Annotated in this window: 19 protein-coding genes and 3 riboswitches; of the genes, 5 read left to right on the top strand and 14 right to left on the bottom strand. The window is 64.1% G+C overall.

Annotated elements, in window-relative coordinates; genetic code table 11:
* Window positions 1-113 precede the first annotated feature (113 nt).
* From EGJ86_RS18765 to EGJ86_RS18750, 3 genes are all read right to left on the bottom strand, one after another.
* Window positions 114-749 carry an urea amidolyase associated protein UAAP2 gene (locus EGJ86_RS18765; RefSeq protein WP_125836152.1) on the bottom strand — a complete coding sequence of 212 codons (636 nt, stop codon included), beginning with the start codon at window positions 747-749 and terminating at the stop codon, window positions 114-116.
* Between the two features lie 10 nt (window positions 750-759).
* The gene (locus tag EGJ86_RS18760) at window positions 760-1,488 is read right to left on the bottom strand and encodes an urea amidolyase associated protein UAAP1 (RefSeq protein WP_125836151.1); all 729 of its coding nucleotides are present in this window, start codon (window positions 1,486-1,488) and stop codon (window positions 760-762) included.
* A gap of 217 nt (window positions 1,489-1,705) precedes the next feature.
* On the bottom strand, window positions 1,706-2,773 hold the full coding sequence (locus tag EGJ86_RS18750) for a putative urea ABC transporter substrate-binding protein (RefSeq protein ID WP_125836150.1): 1,068 nt from the start codon (window positions 2,771-2,773) through the stop codon (window positions 1,706-1,708).
* Window positions 2,774-2,841: 68 nt separating this feature from the next.
* Window positions 2,842-2,939: riboswitch (guanidine-I (ykkC/yxkD leader) on the bottom strand.
* A gap of 333 nt (window positions 2,940-3,272) precedes the next feature.
* On the opposite strand from EGJ86_RS18750, the gene EGJ86_RS18745 reads away from it, so the two are divergent.
* Both EGJ86_RS18745 and EGJ86_RS18740 read left to right on the top strand, forming a co-directional pair.
* A complete protein-coding gene (locus EGJ86_RS18745; RefSeq protein ID WP_125836149.1) occupies window positions 3,273-4,298 on the top strand; it encodes an isopenicillin N synthase family oxygenase in 1,026 nt (341 codons plus the stop codon).
* Window positions 4,295-5,227: a hypothetical protein gene (locus tag EGJ86_RS18740; protein ID WP_125836148.1), complete on the top strand. Its 933-nt coding sequence runs from the start codon at window positions 4,295-4,297 to the stop codon at window positions 5,225-5,227. The genes EGJ86_RS18745 and EGJ86_RS18740 overlap by 4 nt, the downstream gene beginning before the upstream one ends.
* A 115-nt stretch (window positions 5,228-5,342) precedes the next feature.
* On the opposite strand, the gene EGJ86_RS18735 is transcribed toward EGJ86_RS18740, so the two are convergent.
* The 3 genes from EGJ86_RS18735 to EGJ86_RS18725 form a co-directional block, all read right to left on the bottom strand.
* Window positions 5,343-6,158, bottom strand: a complete 816-nt coding sequence (locus tag EGJ86_RS18735) for an ABC transporter ATP-binding protein (RefSeq protein ID WP_125836157.1) — start codon at window positions 6,156-6,158, stop codon at window positions 5,343-5,345.
* A 41-nt stretch (window positions 6,159-6,199) separates the two neighbouring features.
* On the bottom strand, window positions 6,200-7,015 hold the full coding sequence (locus EGJ86_RS18730) for an ABC transporter permease (protein ID WP_059391937.1): 816 nt from the start codon (window positions 7,013-7,015) through the stop codon (window positions 6,200-6,202).
* A 185-nt stretch (window positions 7,016-7,200) separates the two neighbouring features.
* Window positions 7,201-7,301: riboswitch (guanidine-I (ykkC/yxkD leader) on the bottom strand.
* 183 nt (window positions 7,302-7,484) lie between these two features.
* Window positions 7,485-8,546 (bottom strand): putative urea ABC transporter substrate-binding protein, encoded by a 1,062-nt coding sequence (locus EGJ86_RS18725; RefSeq protein ID WP_125836147.1) that lies wholly within the window; start codon window positions 8,544-8,546, stop codon window positions 7,485-7,487.
* A 52-nt stretch (window positions 8,547-8,598) separates the two neighbouring features.
* A riboswitch (guanidine-I (ykkC/yxkD leader) is annotated at window positions 8,599-8,716 on the bottom strand.
* Between the two features lie 233 nt (window positions 8,717-8,949).
* Here EGJ86_RS18725 and EGJ86_RS18720 point away from each other — a divergent pair.
* Window positions 8,950-9,372, top strand: coding sequence for a hypothetical protein (locus EGJ86_RS18720; RefSeq protein ID WP_125836146.1), 423 nt, complete (start codon window positions 8,950-8,952; stop codon window positions 9,370-9,372).
* 8 nt (window positions 9,373-9,380) lie between these two features.
* Here the strand turns inward: EGJ86_RS18720 and EGJ86_RS18715 are convergent, their stop codons facing one another.
* On the bottom strand, window positions 9,381-10,301 hold the full coding sequence (locus EGJ86_RS18715; protein WP_125836145.1) for a LysR family transcriptional regulator: 921 nt from the start codon (window positions 10,299-10,301) through the stop codon (window positions 9,381-9,383).
* A 97-nt stretch (window positions 10,302-10,398) separates the two neighbouring features.
* On the opposite strand from EGJ86_RS18715, the gene EGJ86_RS18710 reads away from it, so the two are divergent.
* On the top strand, window positions 10,399-12,186 hold the full coding sequence (locus EGJ86_RS18710) for an alkyl/aryl-sulfatase (protein WP_125836144.1): 1,788 nt from the start codon (window positions 10,399-10,401) through the stop codon (window positions 12,184-12,186).
* A 90-nt stretch (window positions 12,187-12,276) separates the two neighbouring features.
* Here EGJ86_RS18710 and mmsB read toward each other — a convergent pair whose 3' ends face one another.
* The 6 genes from mmsB to EGJ86_RS18680 all read right to left on the bottom strand — a co-directional run bounded on the left by mmsB (window position 12,277) and on the right by EGJ86_RS18680 (window position 19,353).
* Window positions 12,277-13,161: a 3-hydroxyisobutyrate dehydrogenase gene (mmsB, locus tag EGJ86_RS18705; protein WP_125836143.1), complete on the bottom strand. Its 885-nt coding sequence runs from the start codon at window positions 13,159-13,161 to the stop codon at window positions 12,277-12,279.
* A gap of 124 nt (window positions 13,162-13,285) precedes the next feature.
* Window positions 13,286-14,389 carry an enoyl-CoA hydratase/isomerase family protein gene (locus EGJ86_RS18700; protein WP_125836156.1) on the bottom strand — a complete coding sequence of 368 codons (1,104 nt, stop codon included), beginning with the start codon at window positions 14,387-14,389 and terminating at the stop codon, window positions 13,286-13,288.
* Window positions 14,390-14,442: 53 nt separating this feature from the next.
* Window positions 14,443-15,261 carry an enoyl-CoA hydratase gene (locus EGJ86_RS18695; protein ID WP_125836142.1) on the bottom strand — a complete coding sequence of 273 codons (819 nt, stop codon included), beginning with the start codon at window positions 15,259-15,261 and terminating at the stop codon, window positions 14,443-14,445.
* Window positions 15,262-15,341: 80 nt separating this feature from the next.
* A complete protein-coding gene (locus tag EGJ86_RS18690) occupies window positions 15,342-16,505 on the bottom strand; it encodes an acyl-CoA dehydrogenase family protein (RefSeq protein WP_125836141.1) in 1,164 nt (387 codons plus the stop codon).
* 6 nt (window positions 16,506-16,511) lie between these two features.
* Entirely contained in the window at window positions 16,512-17,759 is a 1,248-nt protein-coding gene (locus EGJ86_RS18685; protein WP_125836140.1) for an ABC transporter substrate-binding protein, read from the bottom strand.
* Between the two features lie 97 nt (window positions 17,760-17,856).
* Window positions 17,857-19,353, bottom strand: coding sequence for a CoA-acylating methylmalonate-semialdehyde dehydrogenase (locus tag EGJ86_RS18680; protein WP_125836139.1), 1,497 nt, complete (start codon window positions 19,351-19,353; stop codon window positions 17,857-17,859).
* Between the two features lie 130 nt (window positions 19,354-19,483).
* On the opposite strand from EGJ86_RS18680, the gene EGJ86_RS18675 reads away from it, so the two are divergent.
* The gene (locus tag EGJ86_RS18675) at window positions 19,484-20,359 is read left to right on the top strand and encodes an AraC family transcriptional regulator (RefSeq protein WP_372237977.1); all 876 of its coding nucleotides are present in this window, start codon (window positions 19,484-19,486) and stop codon (window positions 20,357-20,359) included.
* A gap of 89 nt (window positions 20,360-20,448) precedes the next feature.
* Here the strand turns inward: EGJ86_RS18675 and EGJ86_RS18670 are convergent, their stop codons facing one another.
* The gene (locus EGJ86_RS18670; RefSeq protein WP_125836137.1) at window positions 20,449-21,264 is read right to left on the bottom strand and encodes an HDOD domain-containing protein; all 816 of its coding nucleotides are present in this window, start codon (window positions 21,262-21,264) and stop codon (window positions 20,449-20,451) included.
* Window positions 21,265-21,302 lie beyond the last annotated feature (38 nt).

The raw sequence follows: 21,302 nt of genomic DNA, 5'->3' as shown, positions 1-21,302 counted from the left end.
CCCCCCCCCCTCCTCCTACCCGCGCGGCCGCCGCCCCCCCGGGGGGGGGGCTGACTCGTTGGCGCGGCGCCGCCCCCCCCCGCCGGGCGGGGGGGGTTCCCCCCCCCCCTACGTCAGTTCCACACCAACACCTCGGCCGGCGTCGGGTTCCAGCCATTGCACGGGTTGTTCAATTGTGGGCAGTTGGATATCAGCACTATGACGTCGGTCTCGGCCTTGAGCTCCACGTACTTGCCGGGCGCGGAGATGCCGTCCTCGAAGGTCAGGCCGCCTTCGGGGGTGACTGGAACGTTCATGAAGAAGTTGATGTTGGCGCCGATGTCGCGCTTGCTCAGGCGGCCATCGTGCAGGCTTGCGCGCAGGAAGTTGTCGCGGCAGCTGTGCATGTAGCGCTTGTCCAGGGCGTAGCGCACGGTGTTGCTCTCCTGCGCGCAGGCGCCACCAAGGGTGTCGTGGCGGCCGCAGGTGTCGGCGACGATGGTCAGCAACGGTTTGCCCAGGTTGGAATAGAGCACCGTGCCGGTGGTCAGGTAGACGTTGTTCTGCTTGCGCAGGGTGCGCTGTGGGTCGAAGCGCTCGCGCGGGTTTTTCGCGGCGAAGAACAGAGTGTCGATCGCCTGGTTGCCTTCCAGGTCGTGCAGGCGCAGGGTCTGCCCGGCCTTGACCTCGAACAGGTAGGGTTCGCCCGCCGGGATGGTGTGGCGGAACGCGGCGGTTTCGGGATGCAGGTTGCTTGCGGTCAGGCTCATGTCGGCACCCTCAAATGTACTGGCGTTCGGTGTTGTGGAAGCCCCGGCCGTTCTCCGGGCGCGAGGTGCGGCAGAGCACGGTGATGCCGTCGCTGTCGACCTTGCTCCAGGTCAGTTGCACCGGTTTGGGTGCGTACTGCGGGTTCGGGTCCATCGGGTGTTGCAGGGCGGTGAGCACCACCAGGGTGTCCATCGGCGCGTACAGCTCGATGTAGTCGCCGGCCTTGCTGTTATCCGGCTGGAAGTGGAAGGCGCCCTCGGCGTCGACATCCACGCAGCTGAACAGGTTGAGGTTCATCAGCAGGTCGAGCAGGTTCAGGTCCCACTTGCCCATCTCCACCAGCAGGTTGTCCATGCCGTTGCGGAAGAAGCCATTGCGCAGTTCCTGGTAGCGGCCCTGGCCGTATTTCTCCAGCACTTCGTCTGCGTTCAACACGCCGCCGAAGCTGTCGTGCCAACCGCAGGTGTCAGCGGTGATGGCCGCCAGCACCTTGCCCATGTCCGAGTACAGGCAGTGGCCGGCGGTGAGCTTGGCGGTGTGCTGGCCCTTGAGGGTGTCGGGCAGGTTCAGGCGCTCGCTTTTCTCGGCGGCGTTGAACAGCAGCAGGCTGACGTTGGCGCCACCCTCGATATCGGTGATTCGCAGCAGTTGGCCGCGCTTGAGGATGAATGAGGTGTGGCCGCCGCCGGGGACGGTTTCCTCATAGAGAGTGGGGCGCAGGGTGAGGGCAGTAGTCATGGGTACCTCGAAATCAAAGCCTGGTCGTCAGGCGCCGGCAGGGGCGCCTGATCATCGTTGCGATACGTTTGGTTTAGGGCGGCTCTAAAAACGTTGGCGAGGCAGTCAGCACAAGGCAAAAGCAGGCGAAAAAGCGGAGTTTACGAGTAGTAAATGAGCATTTTGAGCCTGTTTTTAACGCAGTGATGGCAACGCAGGTAGTTTTTAGAGTTGCCCGTCAGAGCTTGCCGTCGACGGCCATTTGTACGTAGCTCGGGTCGAAGCGCAGCTTGATGTTGGCGCTGTCGCCGGTGCTGACGTCGCCGGCGAAGGTCATGCCGATGGCGTCGGCGCTACGGGCGCCTTCACCAAGGATGCCGTGCTCGAAGCTGAAGTTGGCGACCTTGGTCATGGTCTCCGGCAGAGCCGGGCTGGTGATGAAGTCCAGAGTTTCCTTCGGCGTGTAGAACAGCTTGGTGGTCGCCAGTTGCGACTGATAGCCGGCCAGGTCGGTGCCGGAGGCCTTGGCCATTTCGGTCAGGGCGTCGGTGGCTTCCGGAGTGCCGGCCTGCATCAATTCGAGAATTTCGAACCAGGCGCCAACCAGGGCTTTGCCGAAGTCCGGGTTGTCCTTCAGGGTCTGGGTGTTGACCACCATCATGTCGAGGATTTCACCGGGGATCTTCGACGAGTCGAACACCTCAGTGCTGCCCGGCTGGGCCTTGATCTCGGCGAGCATCGGGTTCCAGGTCGCAGCGGCCTGCACGCTGGGGGTGGTGTAGGCGGCGATGATGTCGGCGTCGGAGGTGTTCACCACCGTCACGTCGCGCTCGCTCATGCCTGCGGTTTCCAGGGCACGGGCGAGGAAGTAGTGGGAGACCGAGAGTTCCACCAGGTTGACGCGCATGCCCTTGAGATCGGCCAGGGTCTTGCCCTCGCCCTTGATCAGCAGGCCGTCGTTGCCGTTGGAGTAGTCACCGACGATCAGCGCGGTGCTGTCCACACCACCGGCGGCAGGGATGGTCAGGGCGTCCATGTTGGTCATGGTGCAGCCGTCGAACTGGCCGACGCTGTACTGGTTGATGGACTCGACATAGTCATTGAGCTGCACGACATCGATGCTGATGCCGTATTTCTTCGCCCATTTGTCGATGATGCCGGAGGTGCTGGCGTGGCCCCAGGGCATCCAGCCGGCGTAAAGCGTCCAGCAGACGCTGAAGTTGTCTTTCTTCTCGGCGTGAGCGCTGAAGCTGAGTACCGCGGCCAGACCGGCAGCGGCGAAGGAGAACAGACGGTACTTGCGCATTTGGAACCTCCAGTCTTGTTGAGTACGGGCAGGAGTCGCGGCACGTTTCGAATCGTTCGAAAGGCGCGTTCTCCCGGGCTTTTATCCCGCCGTGTAACCTCACTGGAGGTCGATGACTCTCGGACCAGCACTTGCCAGGCAAGTCGGAACCCTAGTCATCCATTTCGCAAATTGTGGTGCCGCGATTCCGGGAAATCCCGGTTAGAACCTGCACGTCCAAGCTGTAGCGAATAGCGTGCCAGCTCGCCGAGGCCCGTGATTGGGCGTTGCGGCGGCACGTGCTGGCGCTTGCGCGCTGCCTGATGGTGCTTGCGAGGGATTGGTTGCACTGCTCTGGGGCGAGTTCGCGCGCGGGATAACGGCTTGGCGGCGTTATGGTGGTGGCATGGAAATCGCTATCGACCCTGTTGCAGAGGCGACCTCGCTGCCGCCCTCGGGACGACCCGACCCGCTGCTCGTCTGGACGACCAGGTAACTCACTTGTTCAAGGGAGATTGCCATGGCGCATACCCACTTCACGTCCATTCCTCTGATCGACGTTGCCGGGCTGTATGCCGACGACCTTGCCCAGCGTCAGCGCGTTGCAGACGAGCTGGGCCGCGCCGCTCGCGAGGTAGGCTTCCTGCAGATCACCGGGCACGGTATTTCGCGCGAACTGCGCGAAGGACTGATCCAGCAGGCGCGCAGTTTCTTCGCTCGCCCGCTGGAGCAGAAGATGCGTTTCTATATCGGCCAGTCGAGCAACCACAGCGGCTACGTGCCGGAAGGCGAGGAGCAGTTCGCCGGCGGCAGCAAGGACCTCAAGGAAGCCTACGACGTCAATTACGACTACACCGAGGCGGCCCAGGTCTATCCGCTGCTGGGGCCAACGCAGTGGCCGGACTCGGCGGACTTCAAGCGTGAGGTCGGCGCCTACTATCGGGCGGCGCTGGCACTGGGCGACACGCTGTTTCGTGGCTTCGCCCTGGCGCTGGGGCTGGCCGAGGACACATTCGCCGACATCACTCGGCATCCCACCAGCCAGTTGCGCATGATCCATTACCCGCTCGATCCCGATCCGGTGGCCGACCGGCCAGGCATTGGCGCGCACACCGACTACGAGTGCTTCACCATTCTTCTGCCCACCGCCGAAGGTTTGCAGGTGCTCAATGGCGACGGTCAGTGGATCGACGTGCCGCTGATTGAGGATGCCTTCGTGATCAATATCGGCGACATGCTCGAAGTGCTCAGCAACGGCCATTTCGTCGCCACCTCGCACCGCGTGTGCAAGGTCAGCGAGGAGCGTTTCGCCTTCCCGCTGTTCTGCGCCTGCGACTACCCGACGCGCATCGCGCCGATTGCCGGCTTGCCGGCGCGCGGTGAGCGTGTGTACGAGCCTGTAAATTGTGGCGACCACCTGTTCGCCCAGACCGCGCAGACCTTCCGCTATCTGCGCGAGCGGCTGGAGGATGGTTCGCTGCAACTGCCCGATGGTGCCGCGGGTTTGTCCAGCTTTGGTCAGGGCCGCCAGGAGGTGACGGTATGAACCTGCTGGAGCTGGCTGCACGTTACCCACAACGCGCCGATGGCGGCGTCCCGGACTGGATGCTCGGGCACTTTCGCCGCCGCACCATCAGCTTTGCCGATGGCCGCAGTGACGAGCGTACTCAGGTGCATTGGCTGCAAAGCCGCACCTTCACCATCGACCTGCGCTTGCCGGACGCGCCCGCGCTACCGGTAAGGGCCTGGCAGGACTACGGCGCCGTGGAGCTGCGCCAGCTTGCCAATCATGAAGGCTGGGTGGCCGATAGCGTTTGGGAGAACGGCTACCTGAGCTGGCACGGTGGCGTGTCCCTGCAACTGCACAACCGCTGGCCGGAGCCGGCGCAGTTGCAGCGCATCGGCAATTGCATGATCGAGTTCGGCACCACGGGCGCCTATGTCGAGGACTGGCGTTTGCAGGCCAGCAGCGGGCCATTGATCGGTCTGCGTCTGCTGGAGGAATGCGACGCCGAAAGCGGCGAGGTGCTGCAGCGCGGTGGTGGCTTGATTGTCTGTGGCGAGCAGCTTGGTTGGGTGCAGGGGCGGGCGATTGAGCCTGGCGAGTCAGCGTTGCAACTGCGTGAGCGCGCCGAACGGGCGCAAGGTGATGGTGAGGCTCTGGCCGCGTTGTTCGACTGCGAGACTTCGCTGGCTTACGCCGATCAGCAGGGGCGTTACCAGGTGGCGCTGTCCACATTGCCGGCACGGGTGGGGCAGATGGTTTCGCTGGAGGGCTTCGAGCTACCTGGCGCGGGCCGTGTCTGTCAGCACCTGCAACGCCCGGACGGCCGTGCGGTGGTGCGGACGTTCATCATCGATACGTTGGAGCCGGATTGGCGCGCGGAACTCGCCACGCCGACTACCGGCGAGGCGCAGCGCTGGTTTGCCGCGGAGAGCGAAACGCTGTCGCGGTATCTCGAGGTGTTGAGCTAGTGGAGACTGCGCCTCCCTGGTCGGAGGCGCAGTCGGTGCGCGCGGCGCACCCTACGGGTTATCGCGCGGTTTGCGCTGCGTAGGGTGCGCCGTGCGCACCGAAATTGCCGCTCAATCAGCGGGTGGCAATACGCTCGGCCAGTTCGCTGGGCAATTGCACCTGTGCGCGGCGCGTCTCGTTCAGCGGGATGTCGTAGGTGATGCGTGCGCCGTAGGCGTTGGGCGCCTGCGGATCAATGCGCACCTTGTCGAACACCAGCAAACGGGTGCCGAGGCTGAAGCCTTCGGAGAGGTCGTGGGTGACCATGAACACGGTCAGGCGGGTTTCCTGCCACAGCTCCAGCAGCAGCGCGTGCATGTCCTTGCGAATGCCGGGGTCGAGGGCGCCGAAGGGTTCGTCGAGCAGCAGCATGCGCGGTTGCATCACCAGCGCCTGGGCGATGGCCAGACGTTGCTGCATGCCGCCCGAGAGTGCGCTGGGGTATTTGTTCAGGGCATGGCCGAGGCCGACCTTGGTGAGGATTTCGGCAGCGCGTTCGCGAGCTTCGCGCTTGGCTGCGCCGAACAGTCGGCCCAGCAGCTTCGATTTCGGCAGCTCAAGGCCCAGGGCGACGTTGTCCAGCACGCTCAGGTGCGGGAATACCGAGTAGCGTTGGAACACCACGCCACGACTTGGGTCGGGTTCGTTGGGCAGCGCCTGGCCGCCCAGCAGCAGTTCGCCACGGCTCGGTCGTTCCTGGCCGAGCAGCATGCGCAGAAAGGTGGATTTGCCGCAGCCGGAGGCGCCGACCAGGGTGCAGAACTCACCCTCGTTGACCTTGATGTTGAGGCGTTCAAGCACGACCAGGTCGCCGTATTCCTGCCACAGGTTGCGCGCTTCGATAAAGGCGGGCTTCCCTGTGCTTGCAGGAGGCGTACTGGAGTCGCGCATGACGGGTTCACTCAGTGGGACGATGTGTTGGCTGTACAGGGTCATGCCTTGCCTCCTTCATGCCAGGGGAAGCACAGGCGCAGCACCTGGCGCAGGCCCAGATCCATCAGCCAGGCCAGCAGGGTGATCCACACGACGTAGGGCAGGATCACGTCCATGGCCATGTAGCGACGGACCAGGAAGATGCGGTAACCGAGGCCGTCGGTCGAGGCGATGGCCTCGGCGGCGATCAGAAACAGCCAGGCCGAGCCGAGCATCAGGCGCAGCGAGATCAGCAGGCGCGGCATCAGTTGCGGCAGCACCAGGCGCAGGATCAGCGTCCAGGAGTTGGCACCGAGGGTCTGCGCCTTGATCAGCAGTTCGCCGGGAATTTCGCGGGCACGCTGTTCGATGTCGCGGGCGATGCAGGGGGTGATGCCGATGACGATCAGCATCACCTTGGACAGCTCGCCCAGGCCGAAGACGATGAACAGAATCGGCAGGATGGCCAGCGGCGGAATCATCGACAGCACGGTGAGCAGTGGCGACAGCGGTGCGCCGAACAGCGGCACGCTGCCGGCGGCAATGCCTAGTACCAGGCCCAGCAGAGCGGCGATACCGAGGCCGATACCAAGGCGCTGCAGGCTGGAAGCAGTGTCCTGCCAGAACAGGTACTGGCCGCTGCGTTTGTCTTCGGTGAAGGCCAGGCGGTCGATGGCATCGACCATCTGGCTGGCGCTGGGCAGCAGCTTGTCGTTGGGGTTCTCGGCCAGGCGACTGGTCGAGGCGCTGAAGTAGACGAACAGCAGCAGGGCGAAGGGCAGCAGGATCAGCAGCAGGCGGCCGCTGCGATCCGGGTGGCGGTTGATCAGGCGCATGGATAGTCCTCGTCGGGCCTGGAACGAAATGCGTGCGCGGCTAGTGGGCGCAGAGCTGCGCTGGTTTCGGACCTTTGCGAGTGACGGCTGGCTGCCGCTGATGCGAGTGGGGGATACCCATGATGAACCTCCAGTTTGACAGGGGCGGACAGGAGTTCGCGGCGGTTCCCCACGGATGGGGCGCGTTCTCCCGGGCTTTTGTCCCGCCGTGTAACCTCGCTGGAGGTCGCTAGCTCTCGGACCAGTCGCTCGCCTGTGGCGAGCCGGAACCCTAGCCGGCTATTGGCAAATTGTGGTGCCGCGATCCCGGCGAACCGGGTTGTTCCTGCACGACCTGTTCTTAGCGAACATCGTGCCATCCCCGCGAGCCGCGCCAGACGGCGGCCTGAATCCATGTATCGAACATCCAGTGCGCCGTGGTGGTGCGTGCTGGTTATCGCGTGCTGCCTGCTGGGGCGAAGGGGCGCTTTCAGAGCTTTCCGTCAGCGGCCAGCTGCATGTAGTCGTGGTTGAAACGCAGCAGGATGCGCTGGGCGTTGCCCAGCGGCTTCTCGCCACTGAATTCGATACCCAGGTTGGTCAGGCCCATGCCGCTTTTGCCCAGCAGGCCGTGAGCATCGGCAAAGCGTGCGACCCGTTGCATGAGGTCTGGCAGCTTGCCGGTACGCGCGAAGTTCAGCGCGGTGCGCGGTGAGTAGAACGAGCGCAGGGTGCCCAGCTGGGCGTCGAAGTCTTCCGGCGTGGTTTCGGCGGCGGCTGCCATGCTGGCCCTGGCCTCACGCCCGGCCGGGGTGGGCAGGCCTAGCAGACGCTGAGTCTCGAACCAGGCGCCGGTCAGCGCGCGACCGAATTCCGGATGCTGGGCAAGGGTCTGGGTGCTGACCACGGTGAGGTCGAGGATTTCTCCGGGAATCAGGTTGGAGCTGAATACCTGGCTGACTTCGGTCTTGTGCCGAATCTCGGAGAGGATCGGGTTCCAGGTGATGACCGCGTCGCCCTTGCCGGCGAGAAAGGCATCAGCGATTTCAGTGTCGGAGACGTTGATGATGGTCACGTCGCTTTCATCGAGCAGGGCCCACTCCAGTGCGCGGGTGAGCAGGTAATGCGACACCGAGTTTTCCACCAGCAGCACGCTCTTGCCCTTGAGGTCCTGAATACGCTTGCCACTGCCGCGCAGCAGCAGGGCGTCGGCGCCGTTGGAGAAGTCGCCGATGATCAGTGCGGTGCTGTCCTTGCCGGCAGCAGCCGGAATGGTCAGGGCATCCATGTTGGTCATGCTGCAGGCGTCGAACTGGCCGGCGGTGTAGCGCTCGATGGAGGCGACATAATCCGGCACTTCCTGCACCTGAATGTCGATGCCGTACTTGTCCGCCCACTTCTTCACGATGCCCAGTTCGGCGGCGTAGCCCCAGGGCATCCAGCCGGCGAAGATCGACCAGCACAATTTGAAGGTTTTTGGCGCGGCCTGGGTGGTCGGGGCGCCGAACAGGCAGGCGCAGAGCACAATGGTGAGCAGGGAGCGAATGGACATGGACACCTCGGGTTAGGGACGAAAGCGGGAAAGCCGGCAGCCTTGCTGCGCGTTCTCCCGGGCTTTTGTCCCGCCGTGTAACCCCGCGGCTTCCCGCCGCTGCATGAGGTCGCCCACTCTCGGACCAGTCACTCGCCGTTTGACGAGCCGGAACCCTAGTCGGCCATTGCGATTCGCTACCACTGACGATCCTGTGCATGGATCGGCTTTCCGCGTTGCTGAGCAAGCGAATGCCATGCCAGCTGCTTGGCAACTGCTCTGCGCTCTTGTGGTTTTGCGCCGTCCATCACAGCCGACGAAGGGAATCGCACCTGTTGCGGGCAGCGCTGTCTGATGCGTCAGGGATCACCGTCCCGGAGGCCGACATCGGTCGGCGTCGTCCCAGCGGTCACAGGAGGCCGCCATGCCCTACAAGATGCTGTTTTCCGCCTTGCTCTTGCTGCTTTCCGGTTGCGCCGTTTATGGCGATGGCCACGACCGTGGTTACCACAACGGCCATGGCTACCGGTATTACGACGGCTATCGGCGCGATTACTACCCGCCGCCACGCTACTACTACGAGGAGCGTCGGCATAATTACTACCCGGCTCCTCCGCGCTACGTACCGGCGCCGCCGCCGCGTCATCAATACGGCCACGATCGCCGGTATCACGACGGCTACAAGCACCAGCAGCCGCGACATGACTATCGCCGCGACCAGCGTCGTCAGGAACACCGCGGTGGGCAGATTCAGCGCGGCTGGGAGGCAGGCCGCAACACGCAGCATCGTTTCTCCAACGGGCGCAGCAATAACGAACAACGTCGTAGCGGCGAGCGCCGCTGGTAAGCCTCTCCTCAATCCGCCGCGTGCCCTGTACGCGGCGTTTCCTCATCTACCCGACGAATCGCTTCGACCATGGCCTGCGCTGCTGGCGACAGGCTGTGGCCGGCACGGCTGACCAGGCCATAGGCTGAATGCTGGTGCAGGCCCTGGGGCAACAGCGGCAGCAGGGTGAGCTGACCGCTTTCGACTTCGTCGGCGATCACGTCCCAAGGCGCCATGCTCAGCACATCGCTGTCGGCCACCAGGCGCTTGAGCACCAGGAAGTTGTCGCACTGCACGCTCAACAGCTGCGCTCGCCCGCTGGCCAGGCCCAGGCTGCGTTCGACCACCTGTGGCAGCTGTGTGCCGGCGAGCGGGAAGTCGAGCAGGTCGCGCAGTTGCAGGTTTTGCCGCTGTAGTAGCGGATGAGCCGGGCGGCAGAACAGTACGCCCTGATGCACGCGCAGCGGTTCGATGCGCAATTGAGCGTCGTCCTGCAATTCGCGGATATCGGCGACGAACAGCTCGATGGTCGAGCCCAGCAGGCTGTCGCGCAGTTCCAGCCAGTTGGCGATGTCCAGTTTCACCTGCACCCGCGGGTAGCGTTGCAGCAACTGCCCCAGCGCCTGCGGAATCAGCCGTGCGGCCGGATAAGGGCCGGCGCCGAGACGCAATTCGCCAGCCTCCAGATTGCCCAGCTGATTGACCGCATTGCTCAGCGCCAGGCTGCCGGCCAGCAGGCGACGCGCATGTTCCAGTACCAGCTGGCCATGGGCGGTGAGGCTGACGCCACGGCTGTGGCGATCCACCAGGGTGCAGCCGAGTTGGCTCTCTAGCGCCTGGATGCTGCGGCTCAGCGCCGGTTGGCTGAGGTGCACGGCAGCGGCGGCGCGGGCGAAGTGTTCGTGTTCGGCGAGGGCGACGAAGTGGCGGAGCTGACGGAGATCGTTCATGCGCTTCCTGCATTAACTGGTCTATTCGAATGCATTGGAATTATCGATCGGCCTTTGCCAACCTGCCAGTATTCCAACAACAAGACGTTTCAACGCCATGAGCCCATTCTCTCGTTTCAGCGGCCTGCTGCTGGTCGCCACCCTGCCATTGAGCGCCGTTGCCGAACTGCCGGCCGAGCGTATCGAACCCAGCATCAACGCCGAACTGGCTGCCCACACCAAGGTTTTTGCCCAGCAGGTCTATCGCGTTGCCGACAACGTCTATTCGGCGGTCGGCTGGCAATTGGGTAACGTGGTGATGATCGAGGCGCCGCAGGGGCTGATCATCGTCGACACCGGTGAATCGGTCAGCGAGTCGCGCAAGATCATGGCCGAGTTCCGCAAGCTCAGCGACAAGCCGGTCAAGGCCGTGGTCTACACCCACTTCCACCCGGATCACATCAACGGTGTGCAGGCCTTCGTCAGTCGCGAGCAAGTGGAACGCGGCGACGTGCAGATCTACGCCCACGAGACCCTGTTGCAGAACGTGGTGGCTCAGGGCGCGCTGGTCGGGCCGATTCTTGGCGTACGTTCGGCGTACAGCTTCGGTTCCTTCCTGCCGTCCAGCGATCAGGAGGGCATGAACGCTGGCATCGGTCCGTTGGCCAAGCCCGAGCCGTCGTCCTTCATCGCTCCGACCGTGACTTTCGGCGAGCTCTTGGACACCAATATCGCCGGCCTCGACGTGCAGTTTTTACATGTGCCCAGCGAGGCGCCGGACGAGATCACCCTGTACCTGCCGGCCAACCGCGTGCTTATCAGCGCCGAGGTCGACCAGGGCCCGACCCTGCCGAACATCCACACACTGCGCGGCACCAAGTTCCGCGACCCGGTGCAGTGGGTCGAGAGTCTGGACAAGCTGCGTGCCTACCAGGCCGAGTACATGGTGCCGCTGCATGGCCGACCGGTCAGCGGCCAGGACAAGGTCGAGGAAGTGCTGCGCATGACCCGCGATGGCATCGCCTATATCCACGACCAGACCGTGCGCTGGATGAACAAGGGCCTGACCCCGGACGAGTTGGTGGAGAAGGTCAAACTGCCGCCGCACCTGGCCGGCTACACGCCTTATCTGCGCGAGTACTACGGCACGGTGAAACACAGCGTGCGGCAGATCTACAACGGCTATCTGGGCTGGTTCCAGGGTGACCCGGTGGCACTCGACCCGACCCCGCCGCGGCAGCAGGCCGAGCGCCTGATTGCCCTGGCTGGTGGCCGCGAGAAACTGCTGCTGGAAGCCGGCAATGCCTACCTCAAGGGCGACTACCAGTGGGCGGCGGAGCTGGCCGGCTATGCGATCCGAGTCGACCACGAAGACATGCTGGCGCGTGAGATCAAGGCACGCAGCTTCCGTAAGCTGGGCTACGCCAGCATGAACATCAACTGGCGCAACTGGTACCTGATGAGCGCCATGGAGCTGGAGGGCAAGCTCGACGGCGATGTCATCCGCCAACGCTCGGTGGAGATGCGCAAGGTGTTCCTCTCGCCGGATATGGTGCGCAGCTTCACCCCGCAGAGCTTCCTGCAGAACTGGGTGACCCGTGTCGACCCGGAAAAGGCCGGCGATGTCGAGCTGACCCTGGGCTTCAGCTTCCCCGACGTTGACGAGCAGTGGGCGCTGGAGGTTCGGCGCGGCGTGGCGCAGTTGCACAAGGGTATTCCTGAAGGCACAGCTCTACGCCTGAGCATGGACAAGCGCTTCATGGAGACCCTGCTGACCGGCGAAGGTGGCCTGGTCAAAGGCGCACTGCTCGGCGATGTGAAGGTCGACGGTAACCTGCTGGAGATTCGTCGCTTCCTCAATTGCTTCGACTTCAGTGACGAGGCGTTTGGGCTGACGCTGCGTTAACGGTGCGAGAGGCGTCAGACAGGGTGCGCAAAGCGCACCCTACGAGCTTGGCGCCGGTTCGACTGTGTGTATGCGTGCTGGCTGTATACGCTATTCCACGAACAGCTGCTGCACTACCGAGAAGTCCTGCTTGCCCTTGCCCTGCTTGAGCAGCAGGCGGTAGAGCTGCAGTGCCAGAGCACCCATGGGGGCGCTGTTGCCGTTGTGGCTGGCGGTTTCCTGGGCCAGGCCGAGGTCCTTGGCCATCAGTTCGGCCATGAAGCCGCCGCTGTAGCCCTTCGATGCTGGCGCGTTTTCCATTACGCCAGGCCAGGGGTTGTATTTCTCCAGCGTCCAGTTGCCGCCCGAGCTCTGCCGCATGATCTCGGCCAGTACCGCCGGCTCCAGGCCGTTGGCCACGCCCATGGCCATGGCTTCTGCGGTGGCGATCATCTGTACTGCGAGTACCTGGTTGTTGCACACCTTGGCCACCTGGCCGGCGCCGGCGGGGCCGGCGTGGAAGATGTTCTTGCCCATGGCGGCGAGCATCGGTCTGGCCTTTTCCAGCGTTTGGGCTTCACCACCCACCATGAAGGTCAGGGTGCCGGCTGCTGCGCCGCCAGTGCCGCCGGAGACCGGCGCATCGAGCAAAGCGATACCGCGCTCGCGGGCGGCAGCGTGCACCTTGCGCGCGGCCTCCGGGGCGATGGTCGAGCACTCGATCACCAGCGTGCCGGCGGGTAGCCGCGCAAGCAGGCCGTCATCACCCAGGTACAGGCCTTCCACATGACGACTGGCCGGCAGCATGCTGATCACCACCTTTGCCTGATCGATGGCGTCGGTGGCGCTATCGGCCGCCACGGCACCTTCGCCAGCCAGGGTGTCGACGGCGCTGCGCTGCAGGTCGAAGACTTTCAGCGGGTATCCCGCCTTGAGCAGGTTGCGGGCCATGGGCAGGCCCATGTGGCCGAGGCCGATAAAGGCGATCTGGGTCATGACGGCTCTCCTTCCTGTTGGCGCATGGTGCGCGCCGATTGTCATTGTTCGAGGATTGCTGTTGAGCTCTCCCGGAGTGCATCCGGGCTACATGTAGGGTGCGCCGTGCGCACCGATCCGTACGCTAAAGATCTGCCAGCGGATGTTCGCCTTCCCAGACCGACGCGAAGTGCGCTTCGACCACTGCGTCTGGGATCGCGGCCACATCCGGCCAATGCCATTTCGGCGTCTGGTCCTTGTCGATCAGGCGGGCGCGTACGCCCTCGGGAAATTCCGGGTGGCGGCAGCAGTTAAGGCTCATGGCGTATTCCATGCGAAATACGTCGGCCAGCGACAAATGGCGGGCGCGGCGGATCTGCTCCCAGACCAGGTGTGCGGTCAGCGGGCAGCCATGGGCCAGAGTCTTGGCGGCGCGGGCGAGCAGGGCGTCGTCATCCGTTTGCAGTACGCTGAGCGCGTGCACGGCAGCCGGCAGGTCGGCAACGTCGAGCAACTCATCGATACGTTCGCGACGTGGCAGCCACTGGGCAGCCGGTAGTTCACCCTGGGCTTCGTTCTCCAGCGCACGCAGCAGGCTGTGCAGTTGCAGGTCGGCTTGTTCGCGCCAGTTCAGTTGCACCAGGCCGTCGAGCAGAGCGTCTTGCTGGTCGTCGCGCAGGAAGCGGTCGGCCAAGTTCAGGTCCAGCGCATCACAGGCATTGATGCTGGCCGCGGTGAGACCGAGGAACAGGCCCAGGCGACCCGGCAGACGGGCGAGGAACCAACTGCCGCCGACATCCGGGTACAGGCCGATATTGATCTCCGGCATGCCCAGTCGGCTGCTGGGGGTGACGATGCGGATGCCGGCGCCCTGCATCAGGCCCATGCCGCCGCCCAGTACATGGCCGTGGGCCCAGCAGATAAAGGGTTTTGGGTAGGTGTGAATGCGGTAATCGAGACGGTATTCGTCGGCGAAGAAACGCCGTGCCAGCGGCGGTACTTCACCCGGTTTTTTGTGGCACTGATTGACCAGTTGCACCACATCGCCGCCGGCGCAGAAGGCCTTGGCGCCGTTGCCACGCAGCACGACGCAGGCAATCTCGGGGTCATCGGCCCAGGCCTTGAGGCGCTCGTCGAGTGCTTCGATCATCGGCAGGGAGAGGGCGTTGAGGCTCTTCTCGGCGTCGAGGCTGGCGATGCCGATGCGGTAGCCATGGAGGCTGGGGCGTTCTTCGAAGGTTACGTTCATCATCTGACTCTCGGTGCGCACGGCGCACCCTACGGGCGGAGCGAAACCGCGAGTTATTTGTTGCGCCACTGCGGATCGCGTTTTTCCAGAAAGGCGTTGACCCCTTCACGGGTGTCGTCGGCATCGAACAGGTCGACGAAGCGCTCGCGTTCCTCCGGCAGCCAGGTGTTGGAGCCACGCTCGCGTGCACCCTGGATCAGCGGTTTGATGGTGCGTACTGCCACCGGGCTTTGCCGCGCTACCTTGGATGCCAGCAGCAGGGCAGTGCCGCGTGCCTCGCCGGTGTCCACCACCTGCTCGACCAGGCCGATGCGCAGGGCGGTCTCGGCGTCGATGCGCTCGCCGCAAAGGATCATGCGTTTGGCCCAGCCTTCGCCGACCAGCCAGGGCAGCGCCTGGGTGCCGCCGGCGCAGGGCAGCAGGCCGACCGCCGCTTCCGGCAGGGCCATCTGTGCCTGGCGTTCGGCGATGCGGATATCGCAGGCCAGCGCGCACTCCAGGCCGCCGCCCATGGCGTAGCCGTTGATCGCGGCAATGGACACACCGCGAAAATCGCGCAGGGCTTCGAAGGCCTCGCCAAAGTGTCGCGCCATCTCACGAGCGCGGGCTTTGTCGCCATCGGCGAACATGTTCAGGTCGGCGCCAGCGGAGAAGAATTTCGGCCCCTGGCCGGTCACCACCAGTGCATACACCTCGTCGTCGCGGTTGAGGTGTTCGATCACCTGCTTGAGGCCGATCAGTGAGTCGCGGTCCCAGGTATTGGCCGGTGGATGGTTGATGGTGATCAGCGCGGTATGCCCGTGTTTTTCCACGGTGAGCTTGTGGGTCAGGTCGAAGATGCCGGGTTTGTAGGTTTCCAGTGCAGTGCTCATCACGATTCCTCGTCGATTATCTCCCCTCTGCCATTCATGGAAGAGGGCGGGGCGGCCCGCGTCGGGAGAGGGAAAACGGTTTACAGCAGACGATCAAGCATGCCGCCCTGCAGAAGCAGGCGACGGGCGACGATCACCCGCATGATTTCGTTGGTGCCTTCAAGTATCTGGTGCACGCGGGCGTCGCGTACCCAGCGTTCCAGCGGATAGTCATTCAGATAGCCGTAACCGCCGTGCAGTTGCAGTGCTTCGTTGCACACATCGAAGCACTGGTCGGTGGCGAAGCGCTTGGCCATGGCGCAGTACAGACTGGCCTCGCCGTGGCCATGGTCGAGCTTGTGCGCGGCCAGGCGCACCATCTGCCGGCTGGCGGTGAGGGCAGTGAGCATGTCGGCCAGCTTAAATTGCAGGGCCTGGAATTCGCTGAGCGCCTTGCCGAACTGCTTGCGTTCCTCGACGTAGCGCAGGCTTTGCTCCAACGCCGCCTGGGCTGCACCGAGCGAGCAGCTGGCAATATTCAGGCGGCCACCATCAAGGCCTTTCATGGCGTAGACGAAGCCTTCGCCCTCTGGGCCGATGCGGTGGCTGGCGGGAATGCGTACGGCTTCGAAGGTGATGGTGCGGGTCGGCTGCGCCTTCCAGCCCATCTTGTCCTCGTTGCGTCCGTAACGTACGCCGGGCGCATCGGCAGGTACCAGGAAGCAGGAGATACCCTTGGCACCATCCTCACCGGTGCGCGCCATGACGATCAGCACCTGTGTGCTTCCCGCCCCGGAGATAAAGCACTTGCTGCCGTCGATCACATAGTCGTCGCCATCGCGCCGTGCGCGGGTGCGCAAATGCGCAGCGTCGGAGCCGGCGTCTGGCTCGGTCAGGCAGTAGGAGGCCAGCGACTGGCCATTGATCAGCCCCGGCAGCCAGGCATCTTTCAGTGCCTGGTCGGCGAAGCTGGCGAGCATCCAGGTGGCCATGTTGTGGATGGTCAGGTAGGCGGTGGTGGCGACACAGCCGGCCGCCAGTTGTTCGAATATCAGTGAGCTGGACAGCCTGGACAGGCCCAGGCCGCCGTCCTCTTCGCGCAGATACAGGGCTAGGTAGCCCTGCTCGGCAGCGCGGCGGATCACCTCGACGGGGAAGTGCTGCTCGCGATCCCACTCTGCGGCGTGGGGCGTCAGCTCCCGCGCGGCGAAGGCGCGGGCGCTGTCGGTCAGAAGGCGTTGTTCATCACTGAGTTCGAAGTCCATGGCATCTCATTGCAAGGTCAGGGGTTGGCCGCCCGCACGGCGCTCTGCCTGCCATTCGGCGAGGCTGGGCAGCGCGCTGCTGGCATCGAGGCGGTCGACGATTTCGAAGTAGTCCTGCTTGAGTGGGTCCTTGAGAACCTCGTCGCGCGGCTTGACCTTCACGGCGTAGACCGTCTGCAGGTTCTGGTGGTCGAAGGCACGCCATTGCTGTTCGTCTTTGAGCAAGGTGTAGCGATGGCCTTCCAGTGCCTTGATCAGCGTTTCGCTGTCGAGGCTCTTGGCTCGTGTGGCGGCGTCGGCCCACTGCTGGACGATGCTGTAGGCCGAGGCAGCGGAGCTGGATGGGTACATCTCGTAGCGGGTCTTGAAAGCTTCGACGAAGGCTTCGCCGCGGGCGGATTTTTCCAGCGCCGGTACGCGCCAGGTCCAGGGTTCGGTGCCGATCACGCCTGCCATCAGGTTGGGGCCGGCTTGTTCGACCATGCTCTGGGTCAGATTCGGTGCGACGATCTGCATGCGTTCGGTCAGGCCCAGGTCCTTGGCGACGCGCATGGCACGCACCAGGTCCTCACCGAACAGCACCAGAGCAAGGATTTCGGCGTTGCTGGCGGCGGCCTGGGTCAGCGCGTCCTGGTAGTCGGCCAGGCGCGCGCCCGGGAAGGGGATGCGTACGCTGGCGTGCTGGGCGGCATTGTCGCTGGCGGTGGCCTGGCGCAGCGATGCCTCGCTGGTGTGGCCCCAGGTGTAGTCAGCGGTGACATAGAAGTAGCGCTTGTTCGGCAGGGTCTTGCTCAGGTATTGGCCAAGCACCTTGGCACTCATCCAGGCGTTGTTGCATTCGCGAAACATGTAGCGATGGCCATCCTTGCCAGTGGTATCGTTGGAGTAGGTAAGGGTGCCGAAGTACAGCAGGCCGTGCTGCTTGGCGCGCTTGCCTGCGGCGATGGCAACCGCGCTGGAAGAGCCACCGAACAGCATCGCCGCACCTTCGGCGGCCAGCTTGTCAACGTTCTTCTCGGCCTTGGCCGGCCGCGAGGCGGTGTCCTTGCTGGACAGGCGCAAAGGTCGGCCCAGTACACCGCCTGCAGCGTTGATTTCATCGATGGCCAGCAGGGCTCCACGCATCTGCGCCAATCCCTCTTCCTTATATGGTCCGGTGCGCGGGTAATTGAGGCCGAGGGTGATCGGCTCGGCAGCCTGCGCACAGGCGGTAAGTACGGCCCACAGGGCCAGCGTGGCGGACAGTTGGCGCATTGCAGTTCTCCTTGTTTTTGTTCTGCAGAGAACCGTTTTACGCCGCTCGTCCAGTTCGAGTGATCGTCTATTAGTCTAAGAAACGCTCACCCAGTTCTCACTTCAGTGAAATGGTCATGTTCGGGCCATCGCCGAGCGGTGTGTCGTCGAACCAGCGGCTGGTCACCGTCTTGGTCTCGGTGTAGAAACGCACCGCCTGCTTGCCGTAGGCGTGCAGGTCGCCGTAGAACGAGCCCTTCCAGCCAGTGAAGGAGAAGAACGGCAGCGGTACCGGAATCGGGACGTTGATGCCCACCTGGCCGACTTCAACCGCGTGCTGGAAATGCCGCGCAGCGCCGCCGGAGCGGGTGAACAGGCTGGTGCCGTTGCCATAGGGGCTGGCGTTGACCAGTTCGATGGCTTCTTCCAGGGTCGCAACCTCCATGCACACCAGCACCGGGCCGAAGATTTCCTCGCGGTACAGGCCCATCTCCGTGGTCACGCCACGGAACAGCGTTGGCCCGACCCAGTTGCCGTTCGGGTAACCGTCTACCTTGCATTGCGAGCCGTCGAGCAGACACTCGGCGCCTTCGGCCTTGCCTTGTTCGATCAGGTGCAACACGCGCTGGCGTGCCTGCGGGCTGATCAGCGGGCCGTAGGCGGCGCCGCTGTCCTGCCAATGACCAGGGCGCAGCGCGGCCATCTGTTCGGCCAGCTCATCGATCCACTGTTTCGATTCACCGACGAACACCGCCACGCTGATGGCCATGCAGCGCTGCCCGGCGGCGCCACAACTGGCGCCGAGCAGGTTGCTGATCACTTGATCCTTGGGTGCATCCGGCATGATCACCATGTGGTTCTTCGCCCCGGCAAAGGCCTGCACGCGCTTCAGGTGCTGTGTGCCGGTGCGATAGACATGTTGGCCCACCGCGACTGAACCGACGAAGGACACCGCGCGTACCAGCGGATGCACCAGCAGCGCATCGACCTGCTCGCGGCCGCCATGCAGCACCTGCAGCACGCCGGCCGGTGCGCCGGCTTCGAGGAACAGCTCGGCCAGGCGATTGGGCGTCATCGGGTCCTGTTCCGAGGGTTTGAGAATGAAGCTATTGCCGCAGGCGATGGCCAGCGGAAACATCCACAGAGGGATCATCGCCGGGAAGTTGAACGGGGTGATGCCGACGCACACGCCCAGCGGCTGGATCCAACTGGCGGTGTCGATCTCGCGGGCGACGTTCTCCACCGTCTCGCCCATCATCAGGCTGGCGATATTGGCTGCATGTTCGGCCACTTCGATACCGCGCCAGACGTCGCCCTTGGCATCGGCGAAGGTCTTGCCGGTTTCCTCCGCGAGAATCTCCGCCAGCTCGTCGTGGTGCTCCTTGAGCAGGTGCTGGTAGCGCAGCATCAGACGGGCGCGCTCCGAGACCGGTACTTCGCGCCAGGCGAGGAAGGCTTTCTGCGCACCGGCCACCGCGGCCTCGATTTCCTCGGCGGTGGCCTTGGGGGCAAGGGCGATCACCTCCTGATTGGTCGGGTCGGTGACTTCGATCAGCTCACGAGCCTGGCTGGTTTGCCATTGGCCGTCGATCAGTTGCGGTAGCGTGCGGGGCATGGTCGCCTCCTGTTGTTCTTGTATGGGACCTTTTATAGCCATTGGATGCCCGTTTGTGGATTGACGATCTTGGGCTTGGGATGGACGATCTTGTCATTCGGTCAGGCTGGCAAGGAGTGGTGTGGTGGGAATGCGGGTGGAAACCTCCAATTGGCCGTTGCCTGTCGGTGGGCAACGCTTCATCACGCCACCGCGCCTGCGCCGTCTGCTGGCGCGCCATGCCTTGAGCGCTGGGTGCTATCCATTGGCCATCGGCTTCTACCCCGATGCAACCGGTCACCAGATGCGCCGCGCGCAACCGGATGACCATCTGCTGATCTACTGCCGCTCGGGCAAGGGGTGGTTGGAAACATCGGATGGACGATTTGAGGTCGCTGCTGGAGAATTGCTGCTGCTGCCCAAGGACGCTGCGCATGCCTATGGCGCTGACCTGCATGACCCTTGGACGATCTACTGGGTGCACTTCGACGGTAGCCTCGGCGAAGACTTCCTGCGCCTGCTGGGCACGCAAACGCTGCGGCGCATCGGCGTGCAGCCCCGGCTGATCGGCGATTTCGAGGCGTTACTGGGCTTGCAGCGCCAGGGCCTCAACATCTTGCCCTTCATCCACGCTGCGCACCGTTTGCAGGCGATGCTCAGCTCGCTGGCCGTACTGCCGGCGCGGGTCAACCTCAAGTCCGGCCGTGTGCTGGATGTCGAGGCGGTGCAGGCGGTGATGCGCGAGCATCTGCACGGCAGCCTCAACCTCGATGAGCTGGCTGCACAGTTCAAACTGTCGCGCTTTCATTTCGCCAAGACCTACCGCGCGCTGACCGGCCATGCGCCGATCCAGGACTTCATCCAGTTGAAGATGGCCCTGGCCTGCCGTCTGCTCGATCGTGGCGACGCCGAAGTGCGCCAGGTCGCCGAGCAGCTTGGCTACGACGATCCCTATTACTTCTCGCGGCTGTTTCGCAAGGTGGTGGGCATGGCGCCCAGTCATTACCGGGCGCTGCATCAGGGGTAGGGGAGGGCCCGGCATATCTCGCTCGGGGCAGGGGCGCCATGAGTACCGCCTGGGTATTCAAGGCAACGTGATCTATCGGCCAGAGGCGCTCAGGCCAGCATGCGCAGCCACAGCTGTTGCTCGGCCAGCAGCTCTTCGCGCAGGCTGGCCAGTGGTTGTTCAAGCCCCAGCCGGCGCTGCGCGGGCAGGGGCTCGGGGAGATTCGCTGGTTGTATCTGCAATGCGCTGGCCAGCAGCACCAGGTCGGTCAGGTCGGCTTCGCCGTCGTGATCGTGCAGCCATTTGTTACGTTGCCTGGCGCACTCGATCAGCGTGGTCGGTACCTGCCAGCGTGTAAGCACCAGTGCACCGATGTCGCCGGAGAGGTAATCGCAGAGCCCATCCAGGTGCTCGGCATCACGCGGGAAATCCGGCCAATGCTCCAGCTCCGCCAGCAGGGGTAGGCTGCCGATATCCTGCAGCAGGCCGGCGAGCATGGCCTCATCGAGTGCCTGGTTACAGCGCTGCGCCAGGGCGGCGCAGAACGCGGCGCGCTCGCGAGCCTTGCGCCAGCGCTGGCGGAAGGCTTGCTGCAAGGCTTTTTCCTTGCTGGCGAAGAGATTTCGCGCGGTGAACCCCAGTACCAGGGTGCCAAGTTGGCGAGTGCCGATTCGGGCGAGCAGGTCGCGCATCGACACGCACGGCCGCGCACCACGAATCAGCGGGCTTTCGGCGAACTGCATGAGATAGGCGGCCAGCGGGGGATCACTGTTGATCACCCGCGCCAGTTGTTCCAGCGAGGTGCGTGGGTCGTCCAGCAGTTGGCGAATGCGCATGGCCGCTTCCGGCATTTGCGGCACTTTTGCCTGACCTTTGAGAAAACGGGTGAGCAGGGCGAAGCGGATGGCTTCGGGGGACAGCGACATGATGGCGGGGGCTTCCGTGGAACCGCAGCGGCGTATTG

The organism is Pseudomonas sp. o96-267 (assembly GCF_003935465.1).
Lineage (GTDB): Bacteria > Pseudomonadota > Gammaproteobacteria > Pseudomonadales > Pseudomonadaceae > Aquipseudomonas > Aquipseudomonas sediminis.
Note: the sequence above shows the minus strand (reverse complement) of the source record. Positions and strands in the feature narration are given on the sequence as shown.